Annotated in this window: 26 protein-coding genes; 16 read left to right on the top strand and 10 right to left on the bottom strand. The window is 53.3% G+C overall.

Features of this window, described 5'->3' with window-relative positions; all coding sequences use genetic code 11:
- The first annotated feature begins 1 nt into the window (after position 1).
- Genes lpxA through gloA form a run of 3 tightly spaced genes read left to right on the top strand, consistent with a single transcriptional unit; the run spans position 2 to position 2,119 of the window.
- A complete protein-coding gene (lpxA, locus tag KB213_RS01560) occupies positions 2-859 on the top strand; it encodes an acyl-ACP--UDP-N-acetylglucosamine O-acyltransferase (RefSeq protein WP_211680250.1) in 858 nt (285 codons plus the stop codon).
- Complete coding sequence (locus tag KB213_RS01555) at positions 831-1,700, top strand: LpxI family protein (protein ID WP_211680248.1); 870 nt, start codon at positions 831-833, stop codon at positions 1,698-1,700. The genes lpxA and KB213_RS01555 overlap by 29 nt, the downstream gene beginning before the upstream one ends.
- 2 nt (positions 1,701-1,702) lie before the next feature.
- Entirely contained in the window at positions 1,703-2,119 is a 417-nt protein-coding gene (gene gloA / locus KB213_RS01550) for a lactoylglutathione lyase (protein ID WP_068172501.1), read from the top strand.
- Positions 2,120-2,140: 21 nt separating this feature from the next.
- Here the strand turns inward: gloA and KB213_RS01545 are convergent, their stop codons facing one another.
- Entirely contained in the window at positions 2,141-2,323 is a 183-nt protein-coding gene (locus KB213_RS01545; RefSeq protein ID WP_211680246.1) for a HAMP domain-containing histidine kinase, read from the bottom strand.
- A 142-nt stretch (positions 2,324-2,465) separates the two neighbouring features.
- On the opposite strand from KB213_RS01545, the gene rpmH reads away from it, so the two are divergent.
- The 6 genes from rpmH to argB all read left to right on the top strand — a co-directional run bounded on the left by rpmH (position 2,466) and on the right by argB (position 6,720).
- Complete coding sequence (gene rpmH, locus KB213_RS01540; protein ID WP_068172504.1) at positions 2,466-2,600, top strand: 50S ribosomal protein L34; 135 nt, start codon at positions 2,466-2,468, stop codon at positions 2,598-2,600.
- A gap of 12 nt (positions 2,601-2,612) precedes the next feature.
- Positions 2,613-2,969 (top strand): ribonuclease P protein component, encoded by a 357-nt coding sequence (rnpA, locus tag KB213_RS01535; RefSeq protein WP_068172509.1) that lies wholly within the window; start codon positions 2,613-2,615, stop codon positions 2,967-2,969.
- On the top strand, positions 2,969-3,226 hold the full coding sequence (yidD, locus tag KB213_RS01530) for a membrane protein insertion efficiency factor YidD (protein WP_211680244.1): 258 nt from the start codon (positions 2,969-2,971) through the stop codon (positions 3,224-3,226). The genes rnpA and yidD overlap by 1 nt, the downstream gene beginning before the upstream one ends.
- 112 nt (positions 3,227-3,338) lie before the next feature.
- Positions 3,339-5,078 (top strand): membrane protein insertase YidC, encoded by a 1,740-nt coding sequence (gene yidC, locus KB213_RS01525; RefSeq protein ID WP_211680558.1) that lies wholly within the window; start codon positions 3,339-3,341, stop codon positions 5,076-5,078.
- A gap of 6 nt (positions 5,079-5,084) precedes the next feature.
- Positions 5,085-5,753, top strand: coding sequence for a ribosome biogenesis GTP-binding protein YihA/YsxC (yihA, locus tag KB213_RS01520; RefSeq protein WP_211680242.1), 669 nt, complete (start codon positions 5,085-5,087; stop codon positions 5,751-5,753).
- Positions 5,754-5,784: 31 nt separating this feature from the next.
- Positions 5,785-6,720, top strand: coding sequence for an acetylglutamate kinase (gene argB, locus KB213_RS01515; protein WP_211680240.1), 936 nt, complete (start codon positions 5,785-5,787; stop codon positions 6,718-6,720).
- An 8-nt stretch (positions 6,721-6,728) separates the two neighbouring features.
- Here argB and KB213_RS01510 read toward each other — a convergent pair whose 3' ends face one another.
- Positions 6,729-7,721 (bottom strand): GGDEF domain-containing protein, encoded by a 993-nt coding sequence (locus tag KB213_RS01510; protein ID WP_211680238.1) that lies wholly within the window; start codon positions 7,719-7,721, stop codon positions 6,729-6,731.
- A 189-nt stretch (positions 7,722-7,910) separates the two neighbouring features.
- Here KB213_RS01510 and dapD point away from each other — a divergent pair, with 189 nt between their 5' ends.
- From dapD to KB213_RS01495, 3 genes are read left to right on the top strand one after another with little or no spacing between them, the layout of a single operon-like run.
- Positions 7,911-8,741, top strand: a complete 831-nt coding sequence (dapD, locus tag KB213_RS01505) for a 2,3,4,5-tetrahydropyridine-2,6-dicarboxylate N-succinyltransferase (RefSeq protein WP_211680235.1) — start codon at positions 7,911-7,913, stop codon at positions 8,739-8,741.
- A 2-nt stretch (positions 8,742-8,743) separates the two neighbouring features.
- Positions 8,744-9,904 carry a succinyl-diaminopimelate desuccinylase gene (gene dapE, locus KB213_RS01500; protein ID WP_282958306.1) on the top strand — a complete coding sequence of 387 codons (1,161 nt, stop codon included), beginning with the start codon at positions 8,744-8,746 and terminating at the stop codon, positions 9,902-9,904.
- Entirely contained in the window at positions 9,901-10,515 is a 615-nt protein-coding gene (locus KB213_RS01495; protein WP_211680233.1) for a hypothetical protein, read from the top strand. Before dapE ends, KB213_RS01495 begins: the two co-directional genes overlap by 4 nt.
- Positions 10,516-10,557: 42 nt before the next feature.
- Here KB213_RS01495 and KB213_RS01490 read toward each other — a convergent pair whose 3' ends face one another.
- The 5 genes from KB213_RS01490 to def form a co-directional block, all read right to left on the bottom strand.
- Positions 10,558-11,652: a glycosyltransferase family 61 protein gene (locus tag KB213_RS01490; RefSeq protein ID WP_211680231.1), complete on the bottom strand. Its 1,095-nt coding sequence runs from the start codon at positions 11,650-11,652 to the stop codon at positions 10,558-10,560.
- Positions 11,653-11,670: 18 nt separating this feature from the next.
- Entirely contained in the window at positions 11,671-12,513 is an 843-nt protein-coding gene (locus KB213_RS01485; RefSeq protein ID WP_211680229.1) for a DUF4422 domain-containing protein, read from the bottom strand.
- Positions 12,514-12,680: 167 nt separating this feature from the next.
- Positions 12,681-13,469, bottom strand: a complete 789-nt coding sequence (gene truA / locus KB213_RS01480) for a tRNA pseudouridine(38-40) synthase TruA (RefSeq protein WP_211680556.1) — start codon at positions 13,467-13,469, stop codon at positions 12,681-12,683.
- A gap of 4 nt (positions 13,470-13,473) precedes the next feature.
- Complete coding sequence (gene fmt / locus KB213_RS01475) at positions 13,474-14,403, bottom strand: methionyl-tRNA formyltransferase (RefSeq protein WP_211680227.1); 930 nt, start codon at positions 14,401-14,403, stop codon at positions 13,474-13,476.
- Positions 14,404-14,410: 7 nt separating this feature from the next.
- Positions 14,411-14,965: a peptide deformylase gene (gene def, locus KB213_RS01470; protein WP_211680225.1), complete on the bottom strand. Its 555-nt coding sequence runs from the start codon at positions 14,963-14,965 to the stop codon at positions 14,411-14,413.
- Positions 14,966-15,136: 171 nt separating this feature from the next.
- On the opposite strand from def, the gene KB213_RS01465 reads away from it, so the two are divergent.
- The 3 genes from KB213_RS01465 to KB213_RS01455 all read left to right on the top strand — a co-directional run bounded on the left by KB213_RS01465 (position 15,137) and on the right by KB213_RS01455 (position 16,414).
- Positions 15,137-15,646, top strand: coding sequence for an Hsp20 family protein (locus tag KB213_RS01465; protein ID WP_068172542.1), 510 nt, complete (start codon positions 15,137-15,139; stop codon positions 15,644-15,646).
- Positions 15,647-15,730: 84 nt separating this feature from the next.
- A complete protein-coding gene (locus KB213_RS01460) occupies positions 15,731-15,982 on the top strand; it encodes a DUF1150 family protein (RefSeq protein ID WP_068172575.1) in 252 nt (83 codons plus the stop codon).
- 66 nt (positions 15,983-16,048) lie between these two features.
- On the top strand, positions 16,049-16,414 hold the full coding sequence (locus KB213_RS01455) for a RidA family protein (RefSeq protein ID WP_211680223.1): 366 nt from the start codon (positions 16,049-16,051) through the stop codon (positions 16,412-16,414).
- A gap of 121 nt (positions 16,415-16,535) precedes the next feature.
- Here the strand turns inward: KB213_RS01455 and KB213_RS01450 are convergent, their stop codons facing one another.
- Genes KB213_RS01450 through phnX form a run of 3 tightly spaced genes read right to left on the bottom strand, consistent with a single transcriptional unit; the run spans position 16,536 to position 19,788 of the window.
- Positions 16,536-17,861, bottom strand: coding sequence for an amino acid permease (locus KB213_RS01450; protein ID WP_211680221.1), 1,326 nt, complete (start codon positions 17,859-17,861; stop codon positions 16,536-16,538).
- A 2-nt stretch (positions 17,862-17,863) separates the two neighbouring features.
- Entirely contained in the window at positions 17,864-18,979 is a 1,116-nt protein-coding gene (locus tag KB213_RS01445; RefSeq protein WP_211680219.1) for a TIGR03364 family FAD-dependent oxidoreductase, read from the bottom strand.
- Positions 18,976-19,788, bottom strand: a complete 813-nt coding sequence (gene phnX, locus KB213_RS01440) for a phosphonoacetaldehyde hydrolase (protein ID WP_211680217.1) — start codon at positions 19,786-19,788, stop codon at positions 18,976-18,978. The genes KB213_RS01445 and phnX overlap by 4 nt, the downstream gene beginning before the upstream one ends.
- Before the next feature lie 105 nt (positions 19,789-19,893).
- Between phnX and KB213_RS01435 the strand changes: the two genes are divergently transcribed.
- Positions 19,894-20,763 (top strand): LysR substrate-binding domain-containing protein, encoded by an 870-nt coding sequence (locus tag KB213_RS01435; RefSeq protein ID WP_211680215.1) that lies wholly within the window; start codon positions 19,894-19,896, stop codon positions 20,761-20,763.
- Positions 20,764-20,805 lie beyond the last annotated feature (42 nt).

Genomic DNA, 20,805 nt, shown 5'->3' with positions numbered 1-20,805 from the left:
TATGGATATAGCGGGTAAACGGCCGGAAACGGTGGATATTCATCCGACAGCACTTGTCGATGAACGTGCGCGTATTGGTGAAAATGCGCGCATTGGTCCTTGGTGCCAGATTGGCCCGCATGTCACTCTGGGTGCCGGTGTGCATTTGCACGCATCTGTCATCGTTGACGGGCACACGACCTTGGGTGATGGGGTTGAGGTTTACCCGTTTGTAACCATAGGGATGGCTCCACAAGACCTGAAATATGCAGGGGAGCCAACGCTCTGTGAGGTCGGTGCCGGGACGGTCATTCGTGAGAATGTGACGATTCATCGTGGCACGGCACAGGGTGAGGCGCTGACACGTATTGGTAAGAATTGTCTTATCATGGCGAATGCACATGTGGCGCATGATTGCTTGCTTGGTGACCACGTGATCGTTGTGAATAACGTGGTGATGGGCGGGCATGTTCAAATTGGTGATGGCGCGCGGGTCATGGGCTCAGCCGCTGTCCATCAATTTGTACGCGTTGGACGTGGTGCCGTGGTTGGCGGTGTCTGCGGTGTGGAAATGGACGTGATTCCTTATGGCAGTGTGCTGGGGAATAGAGCGCGCCTTGTTGGTTTGAATTGGGTTGGCCTGAAGCGCTCTGGTGTGACGTCAGAAGAAATGCAGGCCATGCGTAAAGCGTTTCGGACATTATATCCACGCCATGGGCAGGGTAACGATGTGTTGGAAGCGCGTATCGCGCATGTTCGGCAAGAATATGGGCATTTGCCACGTATTGCTGAAATGCTCGATTTTATGGAAGCGCCGAGCCATCGTGGTTTGACGCGTGCTGCACGTCCAGATGCACAAGCTGAGACTGAAGGTGCCTGATACAAGCCCAAGGCGGTGTGTTGGTATCCTGGCAGGGTCCGGGCCCTTGCCGGCACAAGTCGCGGCTGCTGCGCAAGCACGTGGGCACGATGTCTTTGTTGTGGCGTTTCGTGATTTTGCGGAACTGCCTTTGCTGGCGCCATATCCTCATGAAGTCTTCCGTTTGGCTGCGGCTGGAGAAATCCTTTCGGCATTAAAGCGCAGGGGATGCCGTGAGCTTGTCTTGATCGGCCCAGTGCGCCGCCCTGCATGGCGTGATTTACGTCCGGATGGTGAAGGGGCGCGGATTTTGGCGCGACTAGGGCGGGCTATTTTCCTTGGAGATGATGGTCTGCTCGGTGCGGTTGTGCGCGTTCTGGGGGAAGAAGGGTTTGTAGTCCGTGGCGCGCATGAATTCTTGCAGAATGCGACGGGCCATTCCGGGGCATTAGGGCGCGTTGCCCCTGACATGCAGGCGCGCGCGGATATTGCGCGCGGCGTTTCTGTGCTGCGCACAATGGCACAATTGGATATTGGCCAAGGCTGTGTGGTACAAAATGGTCTTGTTTTAGCTGTCGAAGCTCTTGAGGGGACGGACGCCATGTTGGGGCGTTGTGGTTCACTGATGCAGGCTGGTAGTGGCGGTGTTTTGGTGAAGATGCCTAAACAAGGCCAAGATTTGCGTGCAGATATGCCCACTATCGGCCCTGAGACTCTCGAAAATGCTGCTCGCAATGGTTTGCGTGGCGTTGCCTTCCAGCCTGGTGTTACGCTCTTGACGGACCCGGTGCGGTGTATCGCGCAAGCAGATCGTTACGGGCTATTTTTGTATGGGCTGACAACAGACGATCTTAAGGAATAACAATGAGCAGCTATCTTCATACGATGGTCCGTATTCGTGATATTGACCGGAGCTTAGCCTTTTATCAGCTTTTAGGCATGAAAGAGCTGCGTCGTAACGAAGTGCGCGGTGGGCGTTATACGTTGGTGTTCATTGGCTTTGCTGACAATGCACACGGTCAGGCTGAGATTGAACTGACCTATAACTGGGACCAAGAAGAAGATTACGACATTGGGACAGGGTTTGGCCATTTCGCGGTTGGTGTGCCGGATGTCGCTGCCGCGGTAGAGCGGATTCGCTCAGGTGGCGGGAAAGTCACGCGTGAGGCTGGACCTGTGAAGCACGGCACGACGGTCATTGCGTTTGTTGAAGATCCAGATGGTTACAAGCTGGAGCTGATTGAACGTAAAAATATGGAAAATGTTGAAGCTTTTAAGTGAGGCTTGTGCACCGACTCGCTCTTAAGAGGGCGGTCGGAGTAAAGCGAGGGCGCGATCAAGAGAGTGTATGATCGTTGCAGCGTGGTCTTGTACGGTAGGATCTTGGTGCGATTCTAGCATTTCTGCGCATAAGAGCGCGCTTGCGAGGGCATTACGGAGGTCGTGGCGTGTCTGTGCGGCCTCGTCCTGTGACGAATTGGGCATGATCTGATGGTTCTTTCGCTCTTTTCTTGACAGAATCGATACCACATTTTATACGCCCGGGTCACATTCAACGGGCGTTTCGTGCGCCCGATCGACGCGTTCGTCAGCAGGGCGGGCGCAAAAGACGTTAAGGATCGATGTCATGAAGCGCACGTATCAACCCTCTAAGCTGGTTCGCAAGCGTCGTCACGGTTTCCGTGCACGTAAAGCAACTGTCGGTGGCCGTAACATTCTGGCGAACCGTCGTTCCAAGGGCCGTACAAAGCTCTCTGCTTAAGGGTTTCTTTCCCTGTCGTCTGATCAACAGCCGGGACGCTTAAAAAAGCGCTCCCAGTTCCTTCATCTCTCGCGGAGAGGGCGTAAGGCCGCTCTTCCGGGGATGGTGGTGCAAGGCCTTCTTCATGAAGGTGCTGAGGCTGAAAAACAGACGCGTGTCGGTTTTACCGTCACAAAAAAAGTAGGCAACGCCGTGGTCCGTAACCGGACGCGGCGTCGTTTGCGAGAAGCCCTGCGTTTAGTGGCGCGTGATGAGGGCTTGCCATCCGGTGACTTCGTGCTGATTGGGCGAGAAGGAACGCGGGGGCGTGATTTTTCTGCTTTAAAAAATGATCTGCGCCAAGCGATGATAAAAGTGTCAAAGCGCTGATGCATAATGTCGGCTATTGGCTGTCGCGTTGTGTCTCTGGTGTGTTTTTGCTGCTGATCAAAGCCTATAAGCTGTGTGTCAGCCCTTTCCTTGGTCAAAATTGTCGTTTTGAGCCGGGGTGTAGCACGTATGGCCTTTTGGCGATTCGGCAGCATGGGCCTTGGCGTGGTGGATATCTGACAGTACGGCGCATTTGTCGCTGTCATCCGTGGTCAAAGGGTGGCATTGATTATCCGCCTCCACCTGATTCAGCCTGAATTTGGGTGACCTCTTAATGAAAAAGAGAGCTTGCCTATTGTTTTGAGGAATTTTTTCCTCCACTTGAAGCGCAAGCTTATTCTCGTACGACGAAAGACCGGCACCCGCCCGATGGACATCAAGCGCATTATTGCGGCCACTATCCTCTCCGGCCTGATCCTAATCGGCTTTGATTATTTCATGCCGAAGCCAGCTCCTGCTACGCATGCTCCCGCTCAGGTAGCGGCGACTGCGCCTGTGAGCTCCCAGTCCTCTCTTGCTTCTACGGATACGGCGCAGAATGCTGCACCGGCCGTTGCAGCGCGCCGTTTGACGGTCCGCAGCCCAGATGTGCAAGGGTCAATCACACTTAAAGGGGCTTTGCTCGATGATCTGGTGCTGACGAAGTACCGTGAGACATTGGCAAAGGACAGCCCGTTGGTACGCTTGTTGAGCGCACCGGGGAGTTCTGCTCCGAGTTATGTAGTGATTGGTTGGGAGAATGCTCCGGGCTCTAACGCGGCTGTGCCGGGTTTGAATACGGTATGGCAGAGCAATGATGACGCTTTGGATCCGACGCACCCCGTTACGATGCATTGGGATAATGGGCAGGGCCAAGTTTTTATTATTCGTTTGAGCATCGACAGTCATTATGTGATTGCGGTTCAGCAGACGGTGGAAAATCACGGGACGACGCCTGTTTCATTGATCCCGTACCAGCGGGTACAGCGGGATTATGAAGCGCAAGGCGGGTCATGGACGGAGCATGAAGGCCCGGTTTCCGTTATGGATGGCCGCCTGAATGATGAGAGCTATAAAAACCTCCGTGATGCTGCGACGCATCCTGACCACACCTATTGGGCTAAAAATGGTACCGGTGGTTGGGTCGGACTGAGCGATAAGTACTGGCTGACGGCGGTCTTGGCTGAGTCGACAGCACCTGTGTCAGCATCTTTCGGGTTTGTGCCGGGGCTGCCAGGAACGGCGGGTTCGTACCGTGTTGGTTTCACGGCGCAAAGCGCTCAGACAATCATGCCAAACGCTTCGATTACGCTGAGCAGTCATATCTTTGCCGGTGCGAAGGTTGTCGACTTATTGCAGTCCTATAGCCGTGATTTGCATGTGCCAGATCTGGATAAAGCCATTGATTTTGGTTGGTTCAGTTTCTTGACGCGTCCGATTTTAACGCTGCTTCATTGGCTGTATGTGCATCTGGGCAATTTCGGTTTGGCGTTGATGGCGTTGACCTTGATTGTGAAGATCATTCTTTTCCCGCTTGCGGCGAAGGCTTCAGCATCTTCAGGGCGTATGCGTTTGTTGGCGCCAAAGATTCAGGAAATTCGGGAGCGTCATAAAGATGACCCGATGGCGGCTAATCAAAAAGTCATGGCGCTGTACAAAGAAGAAGGGGTTAGCCCAGCAAGTGGCTGTTTGCCGATGCTGATACAGGCACCGATTTTCTTCTGTCTGTATAAGATGCTGTATATCAGCATTGATGAACGTCATGCGCCGTTCTTTGGTTGGATTCATGATCTGTCGATCCCGGATCCGACCAATATCTTTAACCTGTTTGGTTTGCTGCCATTTGACCCAACCGCTTATATTTCAATGCTGCATGTTAGCGTATGGGGTACAGCGTTGGGCATTACGTTCTGGCTGTTACAGCGTCAAACCACCGTGACGATGGACCCTGCTCAAGCGCGTATTATGCAGTTTATGCCGCTGGTTTATGTGTTCTTCATGTCCAGTTTCCCAGCGAGCTTGTTGGTTTATTACACATGGAACAACTTGCTGACCTTTGCACAGCAAGCTTTCATTCAAAGCCGTACGAAGTTGCCGGTACCGGTGACGACGGCGAAAAAGGGACGCTGAGCGAGCATGCGTGAGATAGCAGGGCCACCGTCACCGGAATTGGTAGAAGAAGGGCGCCTCCTCTTTGCGGGGGAGTGCACCTTCTATTTCGGGTCTCCTCGGATTGACCAACTGCCGCCGATAGATTTGCCAGAGGTGGCATTTGCGGGGCGTTCTAATGTTGGCAAATCGAGCCTGATTAATGCTTTGACCGGGCGTAAAGCCTTGGCGCGTGCTTCTTCTGAGCCGGGCCGTACGAAGCAATTGAACTTCTTTAATCTGTCTGAGCGTTTGGCTCTGGTGGATATGCCGGGTTATGGCTTTGCAAAGGCGGCTAAATCCGTCAAAGAAGATTGGCAGGAGACGATGTTCGCGTATCTGCGCGGACGGACAACCCTTGAACGCGTTATTCTGCTTCTGGATGCGCGTATTGAGCTGAAAGCGTCCGATAAAGACGTGATGGAGCTTTTGGACCGTGCTGCGGTTGTGTTCCAAATCGTGCTGACAAAAGCCGATCAGGTAAAGCCGGGTGCGCTGAAGAAAAAGCGCGAAGAGATAGAGGCGCTGGCTTTGAAGCATGCTGCGGCCTATCCGCGCGTGGTTGTGACCAGCAGTGAAACGGGTGAGGGGATTGAAGATCTCCGTGGTGAAATTGCACGTTTCGCCCGTTCGTCAGATCATACGACTCAGTCCTGACTGAGTGTAAGCAAGGGATATTGCCCCAGCTATGAACGCGAAAACACATAGTGATAAGCTGCCAACGACGCCGCCGATCATTAATACGGATGAGGCGCAACAGCAGGCCTCTATTCTTGCAAGTGCTTTGCCGTATTTGCGGCGTTATGCGGGTGACACCATCGTGGTCAAGTATGGTGGCCACGCTATGGGACACGGTGAACTCGCGAATGCTTTTGGGTATGATATTGCCCTCTTGAAGCTGGTAGGGATTAACCCGATTGTTGTTCACGGTGGTGGGCCGCAAATCAGTGCAATGCTGGATCGTCTGCATTTGAAGTCCACCTTTGTGGATGGTCTGCGTGTGACGGATCAGGCGATGATTGACGTCATCGAGATGGTTCTTGCTGGGACAGTGAATAAACAAGTTGCGGAGTTGATTAACCGCGCTGGTGCTTTGGCTGTTGGTATTTCCGGCAAGGATGGTGGGCTTTTGCAAGCACGCCGTATTCAACGAACAAAGCGTGATCCTGAGACGGGCGAAGACAAGCCGCTGGATATTGGGTTTGTCGGCGAGCCAGAAAAAATTGATCCACGCGTGTTGTACGCGTTGTTGGGGTCTGGCTTGATACCTGTTGTTGCCCCAGTTGGGGCGGGTAAAGACGGTGAGACATACAATATTAATGCGGATACAGCGGCTGGAGCGATTGCTGGTGCGGTTAATGCATCACGTTTGTTGATGCTGACGGATGTGCCGGGTGTTCTGGATAAAGACGGCAATCTGATTGAAGAACTGACGGCAGAAGATGTCGCCCGTTTGATTGCTGATGGAACGATTTCTGGTGGCATGATTCCGAAGGTGGAGACTTGCTTGCAAGCTGTGCGTGCTGGTGCAAAAGCAGCAGTGATTTTGGATGGTCGTGTTCCCCATACGTGTTTGTTGGAATTGTTTACCCGCGCAGGGCCAGGAACGCTGATTAAGGCGTAAGCGTGCGCTTACGGCGCTTCATGAAAGAAGCGCCATTTTACGCCTTCGCGTAGCCCAGTATTGAGCGCTAGTGTTGCGCGTTCGAGTAGGGTATTTGCGGTCCCTTCGGTATCTCCGGCTTCACGAGATACAAGGCCGATATGCAATGGAAAATGGACGGGTGGGTTAATGAGAATTGGGATGCCGTGTGCTGTCATGCGTTCTGCGCGTTCAGCAATGGCAAAACGGTCTCCCCCATCTAACCACAGGCCAAATGTATTGCCACTGAGGCGGCTTAGGGCATCTGTTGGGCGGACGGCATTGCGGAGTAAGGTGATGCTTTGAGATAAAGCATCTTCGAAGCTTTGAAAGTCGCGCTCGGAAACGAGCGTATCAAGGCCCGGAATATAAGCTAGCATGAATGTTGCTGCTTTCTGATCACGGTCTAGCCGGCGGCATCGACGTGTGATTTCAGCTTGGAAACCCTGCCAATTTAAAAGATTCGATGAGATGTCGTAATGCGTATTGGCATGTACGCGTCTGTGCAGCGCATCAAGTTCGAGAAGGCCGCACAGCGTTGAAACGATTGTGCGCAGCATAGTGATGTCATGATGTGACCATGGTTGTGAGTGCCAGCAAATAAGGCAGAGCGGTTTTTGGCTACGTACGATATCGGAAATAAGGAGAGCATGGGTGGTGCCATGCTGGTGGCTGCGCGTCTCTGGGGTGAGTGCGTTTACTCCGTGAGGTAGCAAAGCTGCTTGTAGTGAAGAGGGTATGGGGGTGGTCTTGTGAAGAATATTGTCCTCTTCGGGCGTATCGTCTCCCTGAAAAAGAAGGATATTTGTATGAGATAACGTTGAAAGATGGGAGAGGGCAGCGGCGGCTCCGAGGTGAGGGAGAATAGCGCGTCGGATTTTGATGAGTGTGTCTGTAAGGGTGGTGTGATTCCAGAGCGATGGCGCAATGTCAGGGGCGGAGGATGTGCGCCCTAGTGGCGTACGGGTGCCCGACTGATACATAGCGGTGTGCTCCTGAGTAAGTCTGTGGGGCATAAGGAAGCCCAGCATGGGTAGCGGACCGATTCAAATTTAGACCTAAAGAGTAAATAAAAGGTTAATCTTGATTTTTGGGTGTCATTTCGGGCGTTGACATTACCGGGACCGAGCAGCATGGTTCGGCACTATTTTCAGTTTCTGACGGGTAAAATCATGTCTCAGGATACGCTGCGCACCGCTATCGATTCTCTTTGGGAGCGTCGTACGACGTTAAGTTCGCAGACTGAAGGTGCGGACCGTGAAGTCATTGAGAACGTTCTGCGTGATCTGGATTCTGGCGTTCGTCGTGTTGCTGAGCCAACAGCGGATGGCTGGGTTGTCCATGAATGGCTGAAAAAAGCTGTGCTGCTGTCCTTCCGCCTGAACGATAGCCGTGTAATGGAGCGCGGCTGTGCGGGCGTTTCTGGCTTTGATAAGGTTCCGTTGAAGTTCGAAGGCTGGGACCAGTTCCGTTTCTCTGAAGCTGGTTTCCGTGCGGTTCCGGGTGCTGTTGTGCGTCGTTCAGCGTTTATCGCGCCAAATGTGGTGCTGATGCCGAGCTTTGTGAATGTCGGTGCTTATGTTGATAGCGGCACCATGGTTGATACATGGGCAACGGTCGGTTCCTGTGCGCAGATCGGTAAGAACGTGCATATCAGCGGTGGTGCAGGCATTGGTGGCGTACTGGAGCCACTGCAAGCGGCTCCCGTTATCATTGAAGATGATTGCTTTATTGGTGCGCGTTCGGAAGTGGCAGAAGGCGTGATCATTGAGCGTGGTGCTGTGCTGTCTATGGGCGTGTTTATCGGTGCTTCCACGAAGGTTGTGGATCGTGCGACCGGTGAAATCTTCCAGGGCCGCGTGCCAGCGTATTCCGTTGTTGTGCCGGGTACGCTGCCACCGAAGGAGCCGGGTCAGCCATCTCTGGCATGTGCAGTGATCGTGAAGCGTGTTGATGAGCGTACACGTTCCAAGACGTCGATCAACGATCTGTTGCGCGACTAATCTTGAGTATCATTTCTGCTATTGCGTCTGCGCCGTTCACAGATCCTGTTGAATTGGCGCAGGACATGCTGCGCTGCCGCTCTGTGACGCCTGTGGATGATGGCGCACAGGCGTGTTTGATTAAGGCTTTGGAGGCGTTAGGGTTTACCGTAACGCAGCTACCGTTTGGGCCTCAGGATGCGCCTACGCCGAATTTTTATGCGCGTCGTGGGGAAGGGCGGCCTCGTTTATGCTTTGCTGGGCATACAGATGTGGTGCCGCCCGGGCAAGGATGGTCGCATGACCCGTTTGAGGCTGTCATTCATGAGGGTATGCTGTATGGGCGCGGCATTGCGGACATGAAGGGTGGGTTAGCCTGCTCTGTGGCTGCTGTGGCGCGTTTAATAGCAGAAGGTGAGCCAAAAGGTGCCATTTCATTCTTGGTGACTGGGGATGAAGAGGGGCCTGCGCATTATGGTACTAAGCCTGTTATTGAATGGCTGGCGGAACGTGGTGAACTGCCGGATTTTTGTCTCTTAGGTGAGCCGACGAACCCGGCATTCTTGGGAGAAACGATTAAAATTGGCCGTCGGGGCAGCATGAATGCACAGATTACTGTGCAAGGTGTGCAGGGTCATGTCGCGTATCCACATCGTGCGGATAATCCAATTCACCGCTTACTTTCCGCTTTGAGCGAGATGACTGGGCGTGTACTGGACGAGGGCAATGAGTGGTTTGCGCCGTCATCTTTGCAGGTGACGAGTGTAGATGTTGGAAACACTGCCACCAATGTGATTCCGGCCCAAGCCAGCGCTATGTTGAATATCCGTTTCAATGATTGTCATACAGGTGCTGCGCTGGAAGCGTGGTTGCGTGATGTGACGGCGCGACACGCGCCGAATGCGCAGGTTGATGTGAGCATTAGTGGTGAAGCATTTTTGACTGAACCGGGTGAGGCGGTAACGTGTTTGCAGGCCTCAGTGGCTGATATTACCGGTTCTACGCCAGTATTGGATACTGGAGGAGGGACGTCAGATGCGCGCTTTATTTCGCAATATTGTGCTGTCGCAGAGTTCGGTCTTGTTGGGGCGACGATGCATAAGACGAATGAGCATGTGTCGCTGACCAGTTTGGAAGAGTTGACTGAAATTTATCGTGTTTTCATGAAGAGGTTTGGTCTGTGAATTCGGAGCGGCCAACAGGCCTTCTGCCACCTCGAGGGGGGAGCGTGCCCTTAGGGGTGTGGTTGTTGGCGCGTGGGCGTGGCATTGGCATGATGTGCTTTGAGCCTGGTGTGCCACCGTTGATGGCAGCATTCGCCCCGACTGTTGCTGTGGCTATTATTGCGTGTGGTCTTACGTTTCAGGCGCCGAGCGCAGAGTGGGGTATGGGGCTAGTGCGTGCATTGGTCCCGTTGACGTGTACGCTACTGCAACTGGTTGTATCGCATGCTTATGCGCGCTGGGTGCGCCGTGAAGGATTGTGGACGCGTTATGCGACGGCATCGCTCTGGTGTGCATGGGTGCCGTTGATTATGGCGTCACTCGCTGTTGGGGTGTGGAAAGGGCTTTTGCCCCATGCAGGTGCGCAGAGTATATTGTTGATATCGCTGGTAGTTCAGATTTATGGGCTATGGCTTACATGGTATACGAGTAAAATTGGGCTGTTAATTAGTAATTTTCAGGCTGTTTGTGCCACGGCTTTGCAGGTTGTAGCAGTGGTTATTTTATTGATTGTTTTGAGTATTTTGCCACCACATTATAATGCAATGGCGGATCTGCTGATTGCAAATTGAGGTTCACGGCCATGATGCATGGCCGTGATACACCAGTCCTTATTAGAGGGCGTTTGGCGTTTGCTCTAAAAAAGGTAAGAAATATCTGAAGAGCTCAAGGTCATGCTCACGAATTGTGAATGCACCTGTTTCTTCGTTCTGTTGTCCGAAAATATAGGAACATTCTTGACCGCAGGCTGCTGAAATACCGGATTGTAAGAAGCCGGGATGCCCCATTGTGCCGCGTAATGTAACGATTTCCGTTCCTGCTGGCGCGAGGACGGAGTTATGCATTCCAGAGCCATATTCTCCCATGATGATACGGGCGGACGAAAAGGTTTTGATTTGGTCTGTGATGCTCAGGCGCTCTGGATAGATAATGTCAAAGCCGAGTTCTTGAACGAAGTTTTGGACGTAATCTTGGTTGGTGAGTTGGCGTGATGTGTTGCCCCATAATGCGCGGGACACAAACAGCTTTTTATGCGGTGTAGATGTATTGGCGCCTAAGCGTGCGGTACACATCTCTTGGAACATTTTGCCTAAAATTGGCGTTGCTCGTGAGTTGCCGCGTATGCTGGTTGGTATGATGGCGCGTTTGATATGGCAGCGGTCACGGACCACATCGTAAGTGTGAATATTCTCACGTGGAATGCCAAGAAATTCGAGCCAAGCCCATGAGAAGTTCAGCAGGTTATGCGGTACGAGGTACTTGAGGGTTTCTAGAGCGTAACCGGCTTCACGTAGGATTAAGAGGCGCGGCAAAAAGTCGATAAGCCAATGGCCGTAGATTTGATAAGCAGGGCCGCATAATAAGACAACGTCTTCGTCGATATGCAGGTCACGGTCAGGCTCTGGTACGACCAAGGCATCACGGACTGAGCCTTCATGCATGCCTGTGCGTTCTATGAAGATAGTATGTCCATCTTTAACCAAGACGCGATCAGAGCCGAGTGAAACGTGATCAATGGTATAAATGCCGCAAGATGGTGCCAAGCGATCTCCATAAAACCAGTCACTAAATGGGCCGGGGATTGGCCCTAGTGTAAAGCGTGGTGGCTGGCGAGGGCCCCCGGCTTCAGGAGCGACAAGCTGCCATCCGAACCCTTCTGTCTGGTTTCGAATAGCATCATCAATATAGAGACCGGATGGAACGTCCATTGTTATACAGAGCCTGTTTTAGAGGTCGTTGTGGAGGGTGCGAACGACGAGTGGTACTTGAGCGACGTTAAAAAACGGATGTTTTTTGCGCTTTGAAAGGATGAAGTAGTTGAGGGCTTTTTCGGCGACATAACCCCAGCGTCTTGGGAACGGATCTAGTTTCCCTTCCATGAGTGCTTCAAGGTCTTTTACGGCGGCGAAAAGGCCATGCATATATTCGTCAAACAGTTCGGTCTTCATAATGAAGATGCTGTTATGGTTGGATGTTCGGATCGGGTGATAGGGAAGTGGAGAGAACTGGGGTTTGTCGCGCATGGACGCCATGAACATTTCCCACATTTGTGGTGGGAGGCCACTATTTTTCCATTCGCTTTCTAGGTCTGGCCGATCATGCAGATGCCACATGCGTGGAACCACAACATCATATTGGGACAGCCAATGTTTGAAGCTATCGATTTCAGCCGGGGTGAAGTTTTTACGAATGGTGAAGTAGTCTAGGAAATCTTCGCGACTTTGTTGAATTTCGTGTATTTTCTGATCCGTATCAAATCCATCGCGCTGTTCAGCATAATGCGGTGAAATGGACTGAAGTTTGTCATATGGCATTGGGGTGATAAAGAATTTTCTTCTGTAATGATCAAAGCCGATATATTCGTAGTCATCTAAAAGATTTTTCCATACGTAATAGTGATGGCGTATTTCGCTAAAATCATTTTGTTCAGCAATGTTTACGCCATCTAGGTCACCAATATAAGCGCCGTCAGGATCGCTATGATATCCGGAAATTAAATCAGCGAATAGTTCAGTATTCACGGTGTGGGTTGGTTTTTGGTAATGGCAGGAGAAAATCTTTACGCGCATTGACTTATCCTCGGCTGTGATAGTGTGCGTACCGTTTAGGTTTGTAAGAATGTTCTCCTATTAGTGCGATTATTCCTGAGTAATGACAAGGTGTTCAGCGTTTAATGTAAGAGTGAAAAATGTGTTTTGCCTTGCTGTGATGAAGGTCATCAAACATTTCACAATACTTAATGTTTTTTCAAAAAAGGATTGTCGGGGTAGCCCACTGCGAGGAAGCATAACCCTTCCGAGGGGGCTGTCTGTCCTGCGGCGCGGCGGTCACGTGCTTCGAGTGCTTGGGTAATGCGATCTGGTGTCCATTGTTTGGTGCCGACCATCATGAGAGAGCCGACCATGTTGCGGACTTGATGATGCAGGAATGATCGCGCTTGCGTTTCGATCAATACATACTCTCCGTCTCTGCGGATGCTGAGTTCGTCGAGTGTGCGTATGGGGGAGTTTGCTTGGCAAGCGGAGGCACGGAAGGATGAGAAATCATGCGTGCCGAGCATGCGGTTCGCGCCTTCTTGCATCAACTCTATGCTGATAGGGCGCTTTACGTGCCAAGCGCGGCCTTCCATGAGGGCAGGGCGCGAGGGGCGGTTGATGATGGTGTATCGGTAGCGCCGCCATGTGGCTGAAAACCGTGCGCTCCAGTCAAGGCTGACGGGGGCGGCATCAAGGACGACGACGCGGTGTGGTTTGAGGTGAAAGCTCAATCCGTCTCGGACTTGATGGGAACGAAAGTTCGTGTGGGCTGGAAAGTCTAAATGTACGACGAGACCAGCGGCATGGACGCCGGAATCGGTTCGTCCGGCGGTGATGCTGGAAACGGGGTGCCCGCTGGCAATGCGTGAGGCGGCGGCTTCGACTAAGGTTTGAACCGAGACACCGTCTTTTTGGCGTTGCCATCCGACGAAGTCGGTTCCGTCATACTCGATTAAGACGGCCCAACGAGTAATGGCAGTTTCAGTCACAACGTCAGTCAAAGCGGGTCCCTTTGGGGATGGATTGGCCACGGAGAAAGTCTGCGGCAGACATCATGCTACGGCCCGGTTTTTGTAAGCGATCGATGCGTAGGGCAGTCGCTCCACTAGCGTTGTTGCCGCATGCAATCGTGAGGGTATCATCAATTGTGCAACCACTCTCGGCGGTGTGGGATGATGATGCGATGGGGGTTGCAGCGCCAATTTTGATTGTGACGCCATCAAGTGTGGTGAATGTGCCTGGCCATGGCGTGAAGCCACGAATTTGTTGGTCGAGTTCTTGTGCGCTACGGGACCAGTCGAGGCGGCCATCATCGCGCGTGAGAATTTTGGCGTAGCTGACGCCTTCTGCGGGTTGAGGTGTGGCCTTTGGAGTCGTTGTGAGGGCTTGCACGATTAATTCGCCACCAATGGCGGATAAGCGGTCATGCAGTGTACTAGCGGTGTCTGATGCTGTGATGGGGGTGGCGCCTTGGAGTAAGACGGCTCCTGTGTCTAAGCCTTCATCCATTTGCATGATGCAGACGCCGCTTTGCGTATCGCCCGCAACGATGGCGGTTTGGATGGGGGATGCGCCGCGCCAGCGTGGGAGTAAGCTTGCGTGGATATTCAAGCAGCCGAGGCGTGGGGCATCGAGCATGGCTTTGGGTAGGATTAGCCCATAAGCGGCTACAATGGCGGCATCGGCGTTGAGTGCGGCGAAGGCTTCGTGCTCGGCTGTGTCACGTTTGACGCGTGCAGGTGTACGTACGGTGAGGCCAGCGGCATCTGCGGCTTCATGGACAGCGGAGCGGCGCAATGCTTTTCCGCGCCCAGCAGGACGTGGTGGTTGTGTATAGACGGCCACAATCTCGTGGCCGGCTTCCATCAGGGCGTGCAAGGCAGGGACGGCAAAGTCCGGTGTGCCCATGAAGATCAGACGCATGGTGTGATTAGCGCCTTCTGAACTTTTGCTCTTTGGCTAAGCGACGCATGATCATGTTGCGCTTGAGCGTAGAGAGGTGGTCGATGAAGAGGACGCCGTCGAGATGGTCCATTTCATGCTGGATGCATGTGGCGAGGAGGCCGTCGGCATCAAGCTCTTCGATATCTCCGGCGACATTGCGGAAACGCACGCGAATCGCTTCAGGGCGAATCACTTCGGCATATTGGTTTGGAAGAGAGAGGCACCCTTCCTCACGCGCGGCCATTTGCTCCGAATCGGTGACAATTTCGGGGTTGATCAGCACCATCGGGTTACGATCTGCACCTTCTTCTGCCACATCAACGAGGGCGAAGCGCATATCTAGCCCAACTTGTGGGGCTGCAAGGCCAATGCCGGGGGCCTTGTACATGGCAGAAAACATGCCCGGAAGCTGTTCGCGGAGGCGGGACATGTCCTCAGGACGCACGTCACGGGTAACCTGCCGCAGGATGGGGGCAGGGGCAATGACGATGGGCGTGGGCGGGACGTCTTCAATCCCGGTCAGAAAATCGAATTCGCTCATGCTGTGCGATGTAGCGATCAGGGGCGCGCAAGGCCAGCTTAAAGAGGCGATAAGCCGTCATTTCCTGAGGAAAGCTTGCGTGAAAGGGCAACAGGACCATATTATTCCAAGGTGGATGCCGCTTTTTGGGTCCATATCACCCTGTTTCGCTCCTTGAGGAGGCTTCAGCTTATGTCAGGTCGTCTTTTTACGTCCCCTATGTTTCTTGGGTTTGATCATTTGGAACAGATGTTGGAACGGGCTTCCAAAACCAGCTCAGATGGTTACCCGCCCTATAACATTGAACAAATTAGCCAAACGGCGTTGCGCATTACGCTCGCAGTGGCTGGTTTTACGATGGATGACCTCCAGATTACGCAAGAAGATAATCAGCTTGTGATTCGTGGTCGTCAAAATGATGATTCGCAGGGGCGTGTTTTCTTGCATCGTGGTATAGCGGCCCGGCAGTTCCACAAGGCGTTTGTCTTGGCGGAAGGGATAGAGATCGGTGGTGCATGGCTCGATAATGGCTTGCTCCATATTGATCTCTTACGGCCAGAGCCAGAAGTGCGTGTGAAGCGGATAGCGATCTCTCAGGGACGTCGTCCGGGTGCACCCACCGCACCGCTCCATCCTGATGTTGTTCCGCCCGTGGTGAAGTCACGTCGGTCTCACCCAGTGCGTGAGATTGGGGATGATTAAGGCGTCGCGGCGTTTAACGTAGCGTTATCTTTTGCTCTGCTGTGCTCTGTGCATAAGCCAGCGGAGCACCTAGAGGATTCAGATTTGACCGATATTTTCGACAGTAACCAGCCAGCAGAAGAGGCATTGCCAAGTGATCTGCGGCATATCACGGATCAGCAATTGCGTGTTCTGGGTATGTCACGTCTCGCTTATGTGCGGGCGGGTGTTGAGGATGGCGAAGCTGTTATGATTATTCATGCGGCCGATGGTACGCCGATGGCTGTGGCAGATGATGAAGAAAGCGCCATGGATGCCATTCTTGAGCATGAGATGATTCCAACCATGCTTCAGTAAGCCGGTTGGCTTGCACGGGGAGTATGACGTTTGTCATGCGTCATCAGAACGTTAACGGGAGGGTATATGGTCCAGCATCACGATATTAGCCGCCACTTGGAAGAAAAGCGTCTGACAGGTGTGGTTGTGCATAATGGGGTGGCATATCTGGCTGGTCAGGTTGCTGATGATGCCAGTTTGGACACAGAAGGCCAGACGGCGGATATTCTCCGTCAGGTTGATGCGTTATTGGCTGAGTTGGGTACGGATAAGACACGTCTGCTCTCAGTGCAGATTTTTCTGACGGATATTAATGAGATTGGCGCGATGAATCGTGCATGGGATGCATGGTTGGACGCGGGGCATAAGCCTGCGCGCGCGACGGTTGAGGCAAAATTGGCCGACCCAGATTGGCGTGTAGAATTGACGGCGATTGCGGCCTTAAAAGGCTGATACATACAATAGTTCACGCGCTGTTTTGATGAGAAGCGTGTGTGGTGAAGTGATTAAGGGGCATCCTGTTTGTGCAGGAATGCCCCTTAATGCGTTTGAGAGCGTATATCTCGCTCGGGTATTAGTGCTTTCGGTGGGTAATGGCGGCCAATGCCCATAGGATGGCCATTGTGCTGATTGATAATAGGCAATCATTGCGGCCAGAGGCAGTGAAGGCAATGCTGAGCAATGTCAGGGCAAAACCTGCGAAGGTAATACCGGCGAGCATACGCTTGGATGTATCGCCTGGGGTTTGGGACGCAGAGAGGCGGTGTATTTGTGCAGCATTGGCGAAAAGATATGTGAACATGATGAGCATGGCTGAGAGTGAGAGCGCCATGATGTATCCATCATGAGGGGAGAGGATTCCTAATCCAGCGACAATGCACTCTAAAATGGCAGTATAAATGACGGCTCGGGTTGGAACGCCGCTGCTGCTGAGTGTGCGGCAGTTCGAGGGGGCATCTTTCGTTTCAGCTAACTCATAAAGTACGCGAGACGCGGCGAAGAGGGCTGAGTTTAAGCATGATGTTACGGCCACGAGAACAATAGCGGTGAGAATGCGTGCTCCAACTGGGATACCCATGTGGCTGAGAGCCGTAGTGAAGGGGGAGTGCCCCGGTTGTAGGGCTGAGATGGGCACGATGGTAAGCACCAGCGCCAAAGATGCGACATGGAGAAAGCCAACTTGAGGCACAAGGCGGCGGGCGGCATGGGATACGCTGCGGACGGGGTCTGGAGATTCCATAGCGGCAACAGTGGCAATTTCGAAACCCGTTAATGTTTGAACGAGTAGGGGGAGTGCTGCCAGTGCTGTGCCAATTCCGGCCGGGATCAGGGAGGCTGTTGGGAAGCCGACATTCTGTGTGGGTATGCCGCTGATGAAAGGCCAGCACCATGACAAAACGCCGACAGCGATGAAGAGAGTGAGTGCACCGAGCTTCGTTAAAGAAAGGGCAGCTTCTCCGCTGGCATAGGCGCGTGCCGAGATGAGGTTTGTGATGAGCGTTAGGGCGACCAATGCGCCCATGCCGAGTGGCCCGGGTAGGCCTGTTAACTGGTTAAATAGTGGGCCGATGGCAATGATTTCTGATCCGGCAGTGGCGCACCAATATAGGACGTATCCCCATCCCGCGATGAAACCCGCGCGTGCCCCGAGTGCATCGCGGATTTGTCCAATGAAGGACCCTGCTTCAGGTTTGCGGGCCGTCATATCCGCCAAAGTCCGCATTTGGGCAATCATGAGGAGAATGGCGATGGTGTAGAGTGGGATAATCAGAAAGCCGGTCTGCCGTAGAAAGGCGGTAGAGCCGACGAATAACCCTGCGCCGATTACGCCACCGACGGCAATCATCCCGACGAGGCGGGGGGAGAGTGAGTGGCGTAGGCCGGAGGAGGGTGTGCTCATGGTTATCCCCAAAGGTCCGTGAGGGTTTCTTCCGCAATGGCGAAGGACGTGCTGGCCCCTGTTCCGCTGGTGATGAGGACGATGCGGACAGAATCTGACACGCGGTCCATGACCATGGTGTTGGGGCCACTGGTGTAACAGCCACTCCAACGGGCAATGACCGATGGTGTGTGTTTGAATACACTATCATGTTCTGTAAGAATCAATTCGTCCACCCCTGTATCGGTAAATGGGTCGGGTTCGTCCATATAAACGTGTGAATCACCGACAATTTGTGAGCCATCGGCGGAGCGTACGGCAATAAGGTGAACGCCCGCTGCAAGGGCTGCGCTTTTGTCCTGTTGGAGGCGCTTTTGGAGGGCTGTATGGCCGGGGAGGTGATGGTAGCCACGGTAACGTTCAACGCCAAGGTCAGACATGATGGCGGGTGTATTCGCGTGTACGCCACCGGGGGCGAGGCGCATCATTTGGAGTTTACACCGTGTAAGGCCGTAATGTTTGAGGCGCTCGGGGAAGAGGGTGCGGAGATCATCACCGGGGCAGATAATGACGGATTCGGCGTGGACTGTGCCTTGGCTTGTCTGAATTTGTGGCGATTCAACGGTATGAACGGTGGTGCCCCATAGAAAGGTTACGCCCCATTGCTCGGCGAGCCATCGTGTGAGCTGGGGAATGGCCTCTTTTGATTCGACGCGGAGTTCATGAGGGGAGAAGAGTGCGCCTTTGAGGTGTGTGGTTTTGAGGTCTGTGTAAGCGTCCAGTTCTGTGCGGGAGAGAAGATGACAATCCTCGCCCATTTCATCCTCTGTGAAGGCTTCTAAGAGATGCTGTGTCTCTTGGGTTTGAGCCAGAACCAGCATAGAGCGCTGGGTAATCTCTATGCCTGCGTGGTCTGCAATCTCGGCCCAAATGTCACGACTGCGTTTGGCGCGTTGCCAGCAAGCCCCTTGTTCTTGTCCAGAGACAGTGATGAAACCGAAATTGCGGATAGACGCACCTACAGCCGCTAAATTGCGTTCGATCACAATGCAGCTTTTGCCACGTTTTGCTGCGGCAAGGGCGTGAGCGAGGCCGCAAATGCCAGCACCAATAATGGCGACATCATAATGTGCGTTCATGCTGCGCCGCCTGTTTTGTGCAATGCTGCGGCACGCTGGGAGAGTGCAGTGGGAAGGTCTGCGATTGTATCAATGACGCAGTGCGCTCCAGCCTCGCGTAACGTGTCGTAGGCAGCTTGGCGTTTGGTGGCGAAGTCTTGTGCGGACATAGTGGCAATGTCCGCTTCAGAATGGCCAAAGGCATTTCCTGAAAGAGCGACACCGACTGTCCATGTTCCGGCATTAAGGCCTTCTGCAATACCGACGGGCGTATCATCGACTTTCACGACGCGCTGGGCGGGCCAGATATTGAGGGCGATGAGATTGTGCCAGAGCATGAGGGGGCTAGGGCGGCCGGAAGGCGTTTCTTCCGCGCAGACGAGATGATCGACGGTTACACCTTGCTGTGCCGCAATGGGTAGAACCGCGTTCATGATGGAGCGTGTGTATCCGGTGGTTGAACCGATTTTAAGGCCATGTTCTCGTAAGGTTTGCAGGCAGTGTGTGGCACCGGGAATGGGCGTGGAATGTGAGGCTGCGCTGGCAATATTGCGTGGTATAAAGTCATTATAAACGGCATCAATATCTGCGTCCGTGGGAGGAGCGCCGTGGGTTTGCGTCCATGCGGTTTGAATGCGGGGTTGGGCGAGGAGCGCTGCAATATGGGGGCGCTTGGCCATGCCCATGGGGATGCGGGCTTCGGCGATGGTAATATCCACGTTAAAACGGGAAAAGCTTTCAACGAAGGCTTGCATAGGGGCCAGCGATCCGAAGTCGATGAGTGTGCCGGCCCAGTCAAAAATAACAGCGTCAAAGGCAGAAGATATCATGGTGTTTGGCTCCACGTATAAGGTGGTGCCAGTATCAGGTGCTTGGCGCGTTTAAGAAAAATCGTTAATAATGATAAATATATCAGTTTTTACGATGGATGTGTGATGCAATATGTTCAGCTCCGCGCCGTACATGCGGTGGCGGTACATGGAGGTTTTTCTGCAGCGGCTGAGGCGCTGGGGGTAACGCAACCTGCGATTTCAGATCAGGTGCGTAAACTTGAGCAGGAATATGGGTGCGTGTTGTTTCATCGACGTGGTCGTGTGGTGGAATTGACGGAATTGGGGCGGCGGCTTCTGACGGTTATTCAGCCCATGTTTGACGCGCAAAAACAGGCTGAGATGCTACTCTCCCAAGCGGAGAGTATTGAATATGGTTCGCTGGCTGTGGTGGCGGATGCGCCGGATTTGGCCGTTGGGTTAATTGCAGCCTTTCGTGCGCAGCACCCTAACGTGCAGGTCACGTTGTCGATTGCTAACGCAGAGACATGTTTGGAACGTATCAGTAATGCAGCGGCGGATGTAGCGATTACGGCGGCACCGTCTGTTGATTCACGTTTACACGCACAAACACTGCGGCGTGAGCGTTTGATGGCGTTGGTGCATAAGCGCAGCCCTTTGGGGCAGAAAAAGAAGCTTACTTTGGGGGCGCTGGCAGCGTCGGGATTGATTTTTCGTGAGGCGCGGTCGGTGACGCAGCGTTTGTTAGAGGCGGAGCTTCAGCAGAACCAAATTGTTTGTGAGCCAGCTTTGGTGGTGGATGGACGTGAGGCCATGGTGGAAGCTGTTGCGGCTGGTCTGGGTGCGGGGGTTATTGCCGCGAGTGAATATGGTGGTCGTCGTGGTGTACGTGCCGTGCCGATTGCGGATTGCCGGGCACGTATGACGGTGTCTTTGGTTTCACTCAAACAGCAAGCGAATACGCGGTTAGTGGCCGAGGTATTTAAGATCGCTGCTGCGGACGCGGTAAGCTGATGGCCTTTCATTGTAGCGATGTATGAAAAAGGGTCTTCTTTT

Source organism: Neokomagataea anthophila, assembly GCF_018122595.1.
GTDB classification, from domain to species: domain Bacteria; phylum Pseudomonadota; class Alphaproteobacteria; order Acetobacterales; family Acetobacteraceae; genus Gluconobacter; species Gluconobacter anthophilus.
The sequence above is the reverse complement of the archived record's forward strand: the minus strand, read 5'-3'. Positions and strand labels throughout refer to the sequence as shown.

Coding starts and splice junctions, on each gene's coding strand:
- KB213_RS01455 (WP_211680223.1), top strand. CDS start 16,049: ATGGTCCAGCATCACGATATTAGCCGCCACTTGGAAGAAAAGCGTCTG.
- KB213_RS01485 (WP_211680229.1), bottom strand. CDS start 12,513: ATGCGCGTAAAGATTTTCTCCTGCCATTACCAAAAACCAACCCACACC.
- KB213_RS01435 (WP_211680215.1), top strand. CDS start 19,894: ATGCAATATGTTCAGCTCCGCGCCGTACATGCGGTGGCGGTACATGGA.
- gloA (WP_068172501.1), top strand. CDS start 1,703: ATGAGCAGCTATCTTCATACGATGGTCCGTATTCGTGATATTGACCGG.
- lpxA (WP_211680250.1), top strand. CDS start 2: ATGGATATAGCGGGTAAACGGCCGGAAACGGTGGATATTCATCCGACA.
- KB213_RS01545 (WP_211680246.1), bottom strand. CDS start 2,323: ATGCCCAATTCGTCACAGGACGAGGCCGCACAGACACGCCACGACCTC.
- yidD (WP_211680244.1), top strand. CDS start 2,969: ATGCATAATGTCGGCTATTGGCTGTCGCGTTGTGTCTCTGGTGTGTTT.
- fmt (WP_211680227.1), bottom strand. CDS start 14,403: ATGCGTCTGATCTTCATGGGCACACCGGACTTTGCCGTCCCTGCCTTG.
- dapD (WP_211680235.1), top strand. CDS start 7,911: ATGTCTCAGGATACGCTGCGCACCGCTATCGATTCTCTTTGGGAGCGT.
- KB213_RS01465 (WP_068172542.1), top strand. CDS start 15,137: ATGTCAGGTCGTCTTTTTACGTCCCCTATGTTTCTTGGGTTTGATCAT.
- KB213_RS01555 (WP_211680248.1), top strand. CDS start 831: ATGCACAAGCTGAGACTGAAGGTGCCTGATACAAGCCCAAGGCGGTGT.
- rpmH (WP_068172504.1), top strand. CDS start 2,466: ATGAAGCGCACGTATCAACCCTCTAAGCTGGTTCGCAAGCGTCGTCAC.
- KB213_RS01490 (WP_211680231.1), bottom strand. CDS start 11,652: ATGGACGTTCCATCCGGTCTCTATATTGATGATGCTATTCGAAACCAG.
- KB213_RS01510 (WP_211680238.1), bottom strand. CDS start 7,721: ATGTATCAGTCGGGCACCCGTACGCCACTAGGGCGCACATCCTCCGCC.
- phnX (WP_211680217.1), bottom strand. CDS start 19,788: ATGATATCTTCTGCCTTTGACGCTGTTATTTTTGACTGGGCCGGCACA.
- yihA (WP_211680242.1), top strand. CDS start 5,085: ATGCGTGAGATAGCAGGGCCACCGTCACCGGAATTGGTAGAAGAAGGG.
- argB (WP_211680240.1), top strand. CDS start 5,785: ATGAACGCGAAAACACATAGTGATAAGCTGCCAACGACGCCGCCGATC.
- def (WP_211680225.1), bottom strand. CDS start 14,965: ATGAGCGAATTCGATTTTCTGACCGGGATTGAAGACGTCCCGCCCACG.
- KB213_RS01445 (WP_211680219.1), bottom strand. CDS start 18,979: ATGAACGCACATTATGATGTCGCCATTATTGGTGCTGGCATTTGCGGC.
- yidC (WP_211680558.1), top strand. CDS start 3,339: ATGGACATCAAGCGCATTATTGCGGCCACTATCCTCTCCGGCCTGATC.
- KB213_RS01450 (WP_211680221.1), bottom strand. CDS start 17,861: ATGAGCACACCCTCCTCCGGCCTACGCCACTCACTCTCCCCCCGCCTC.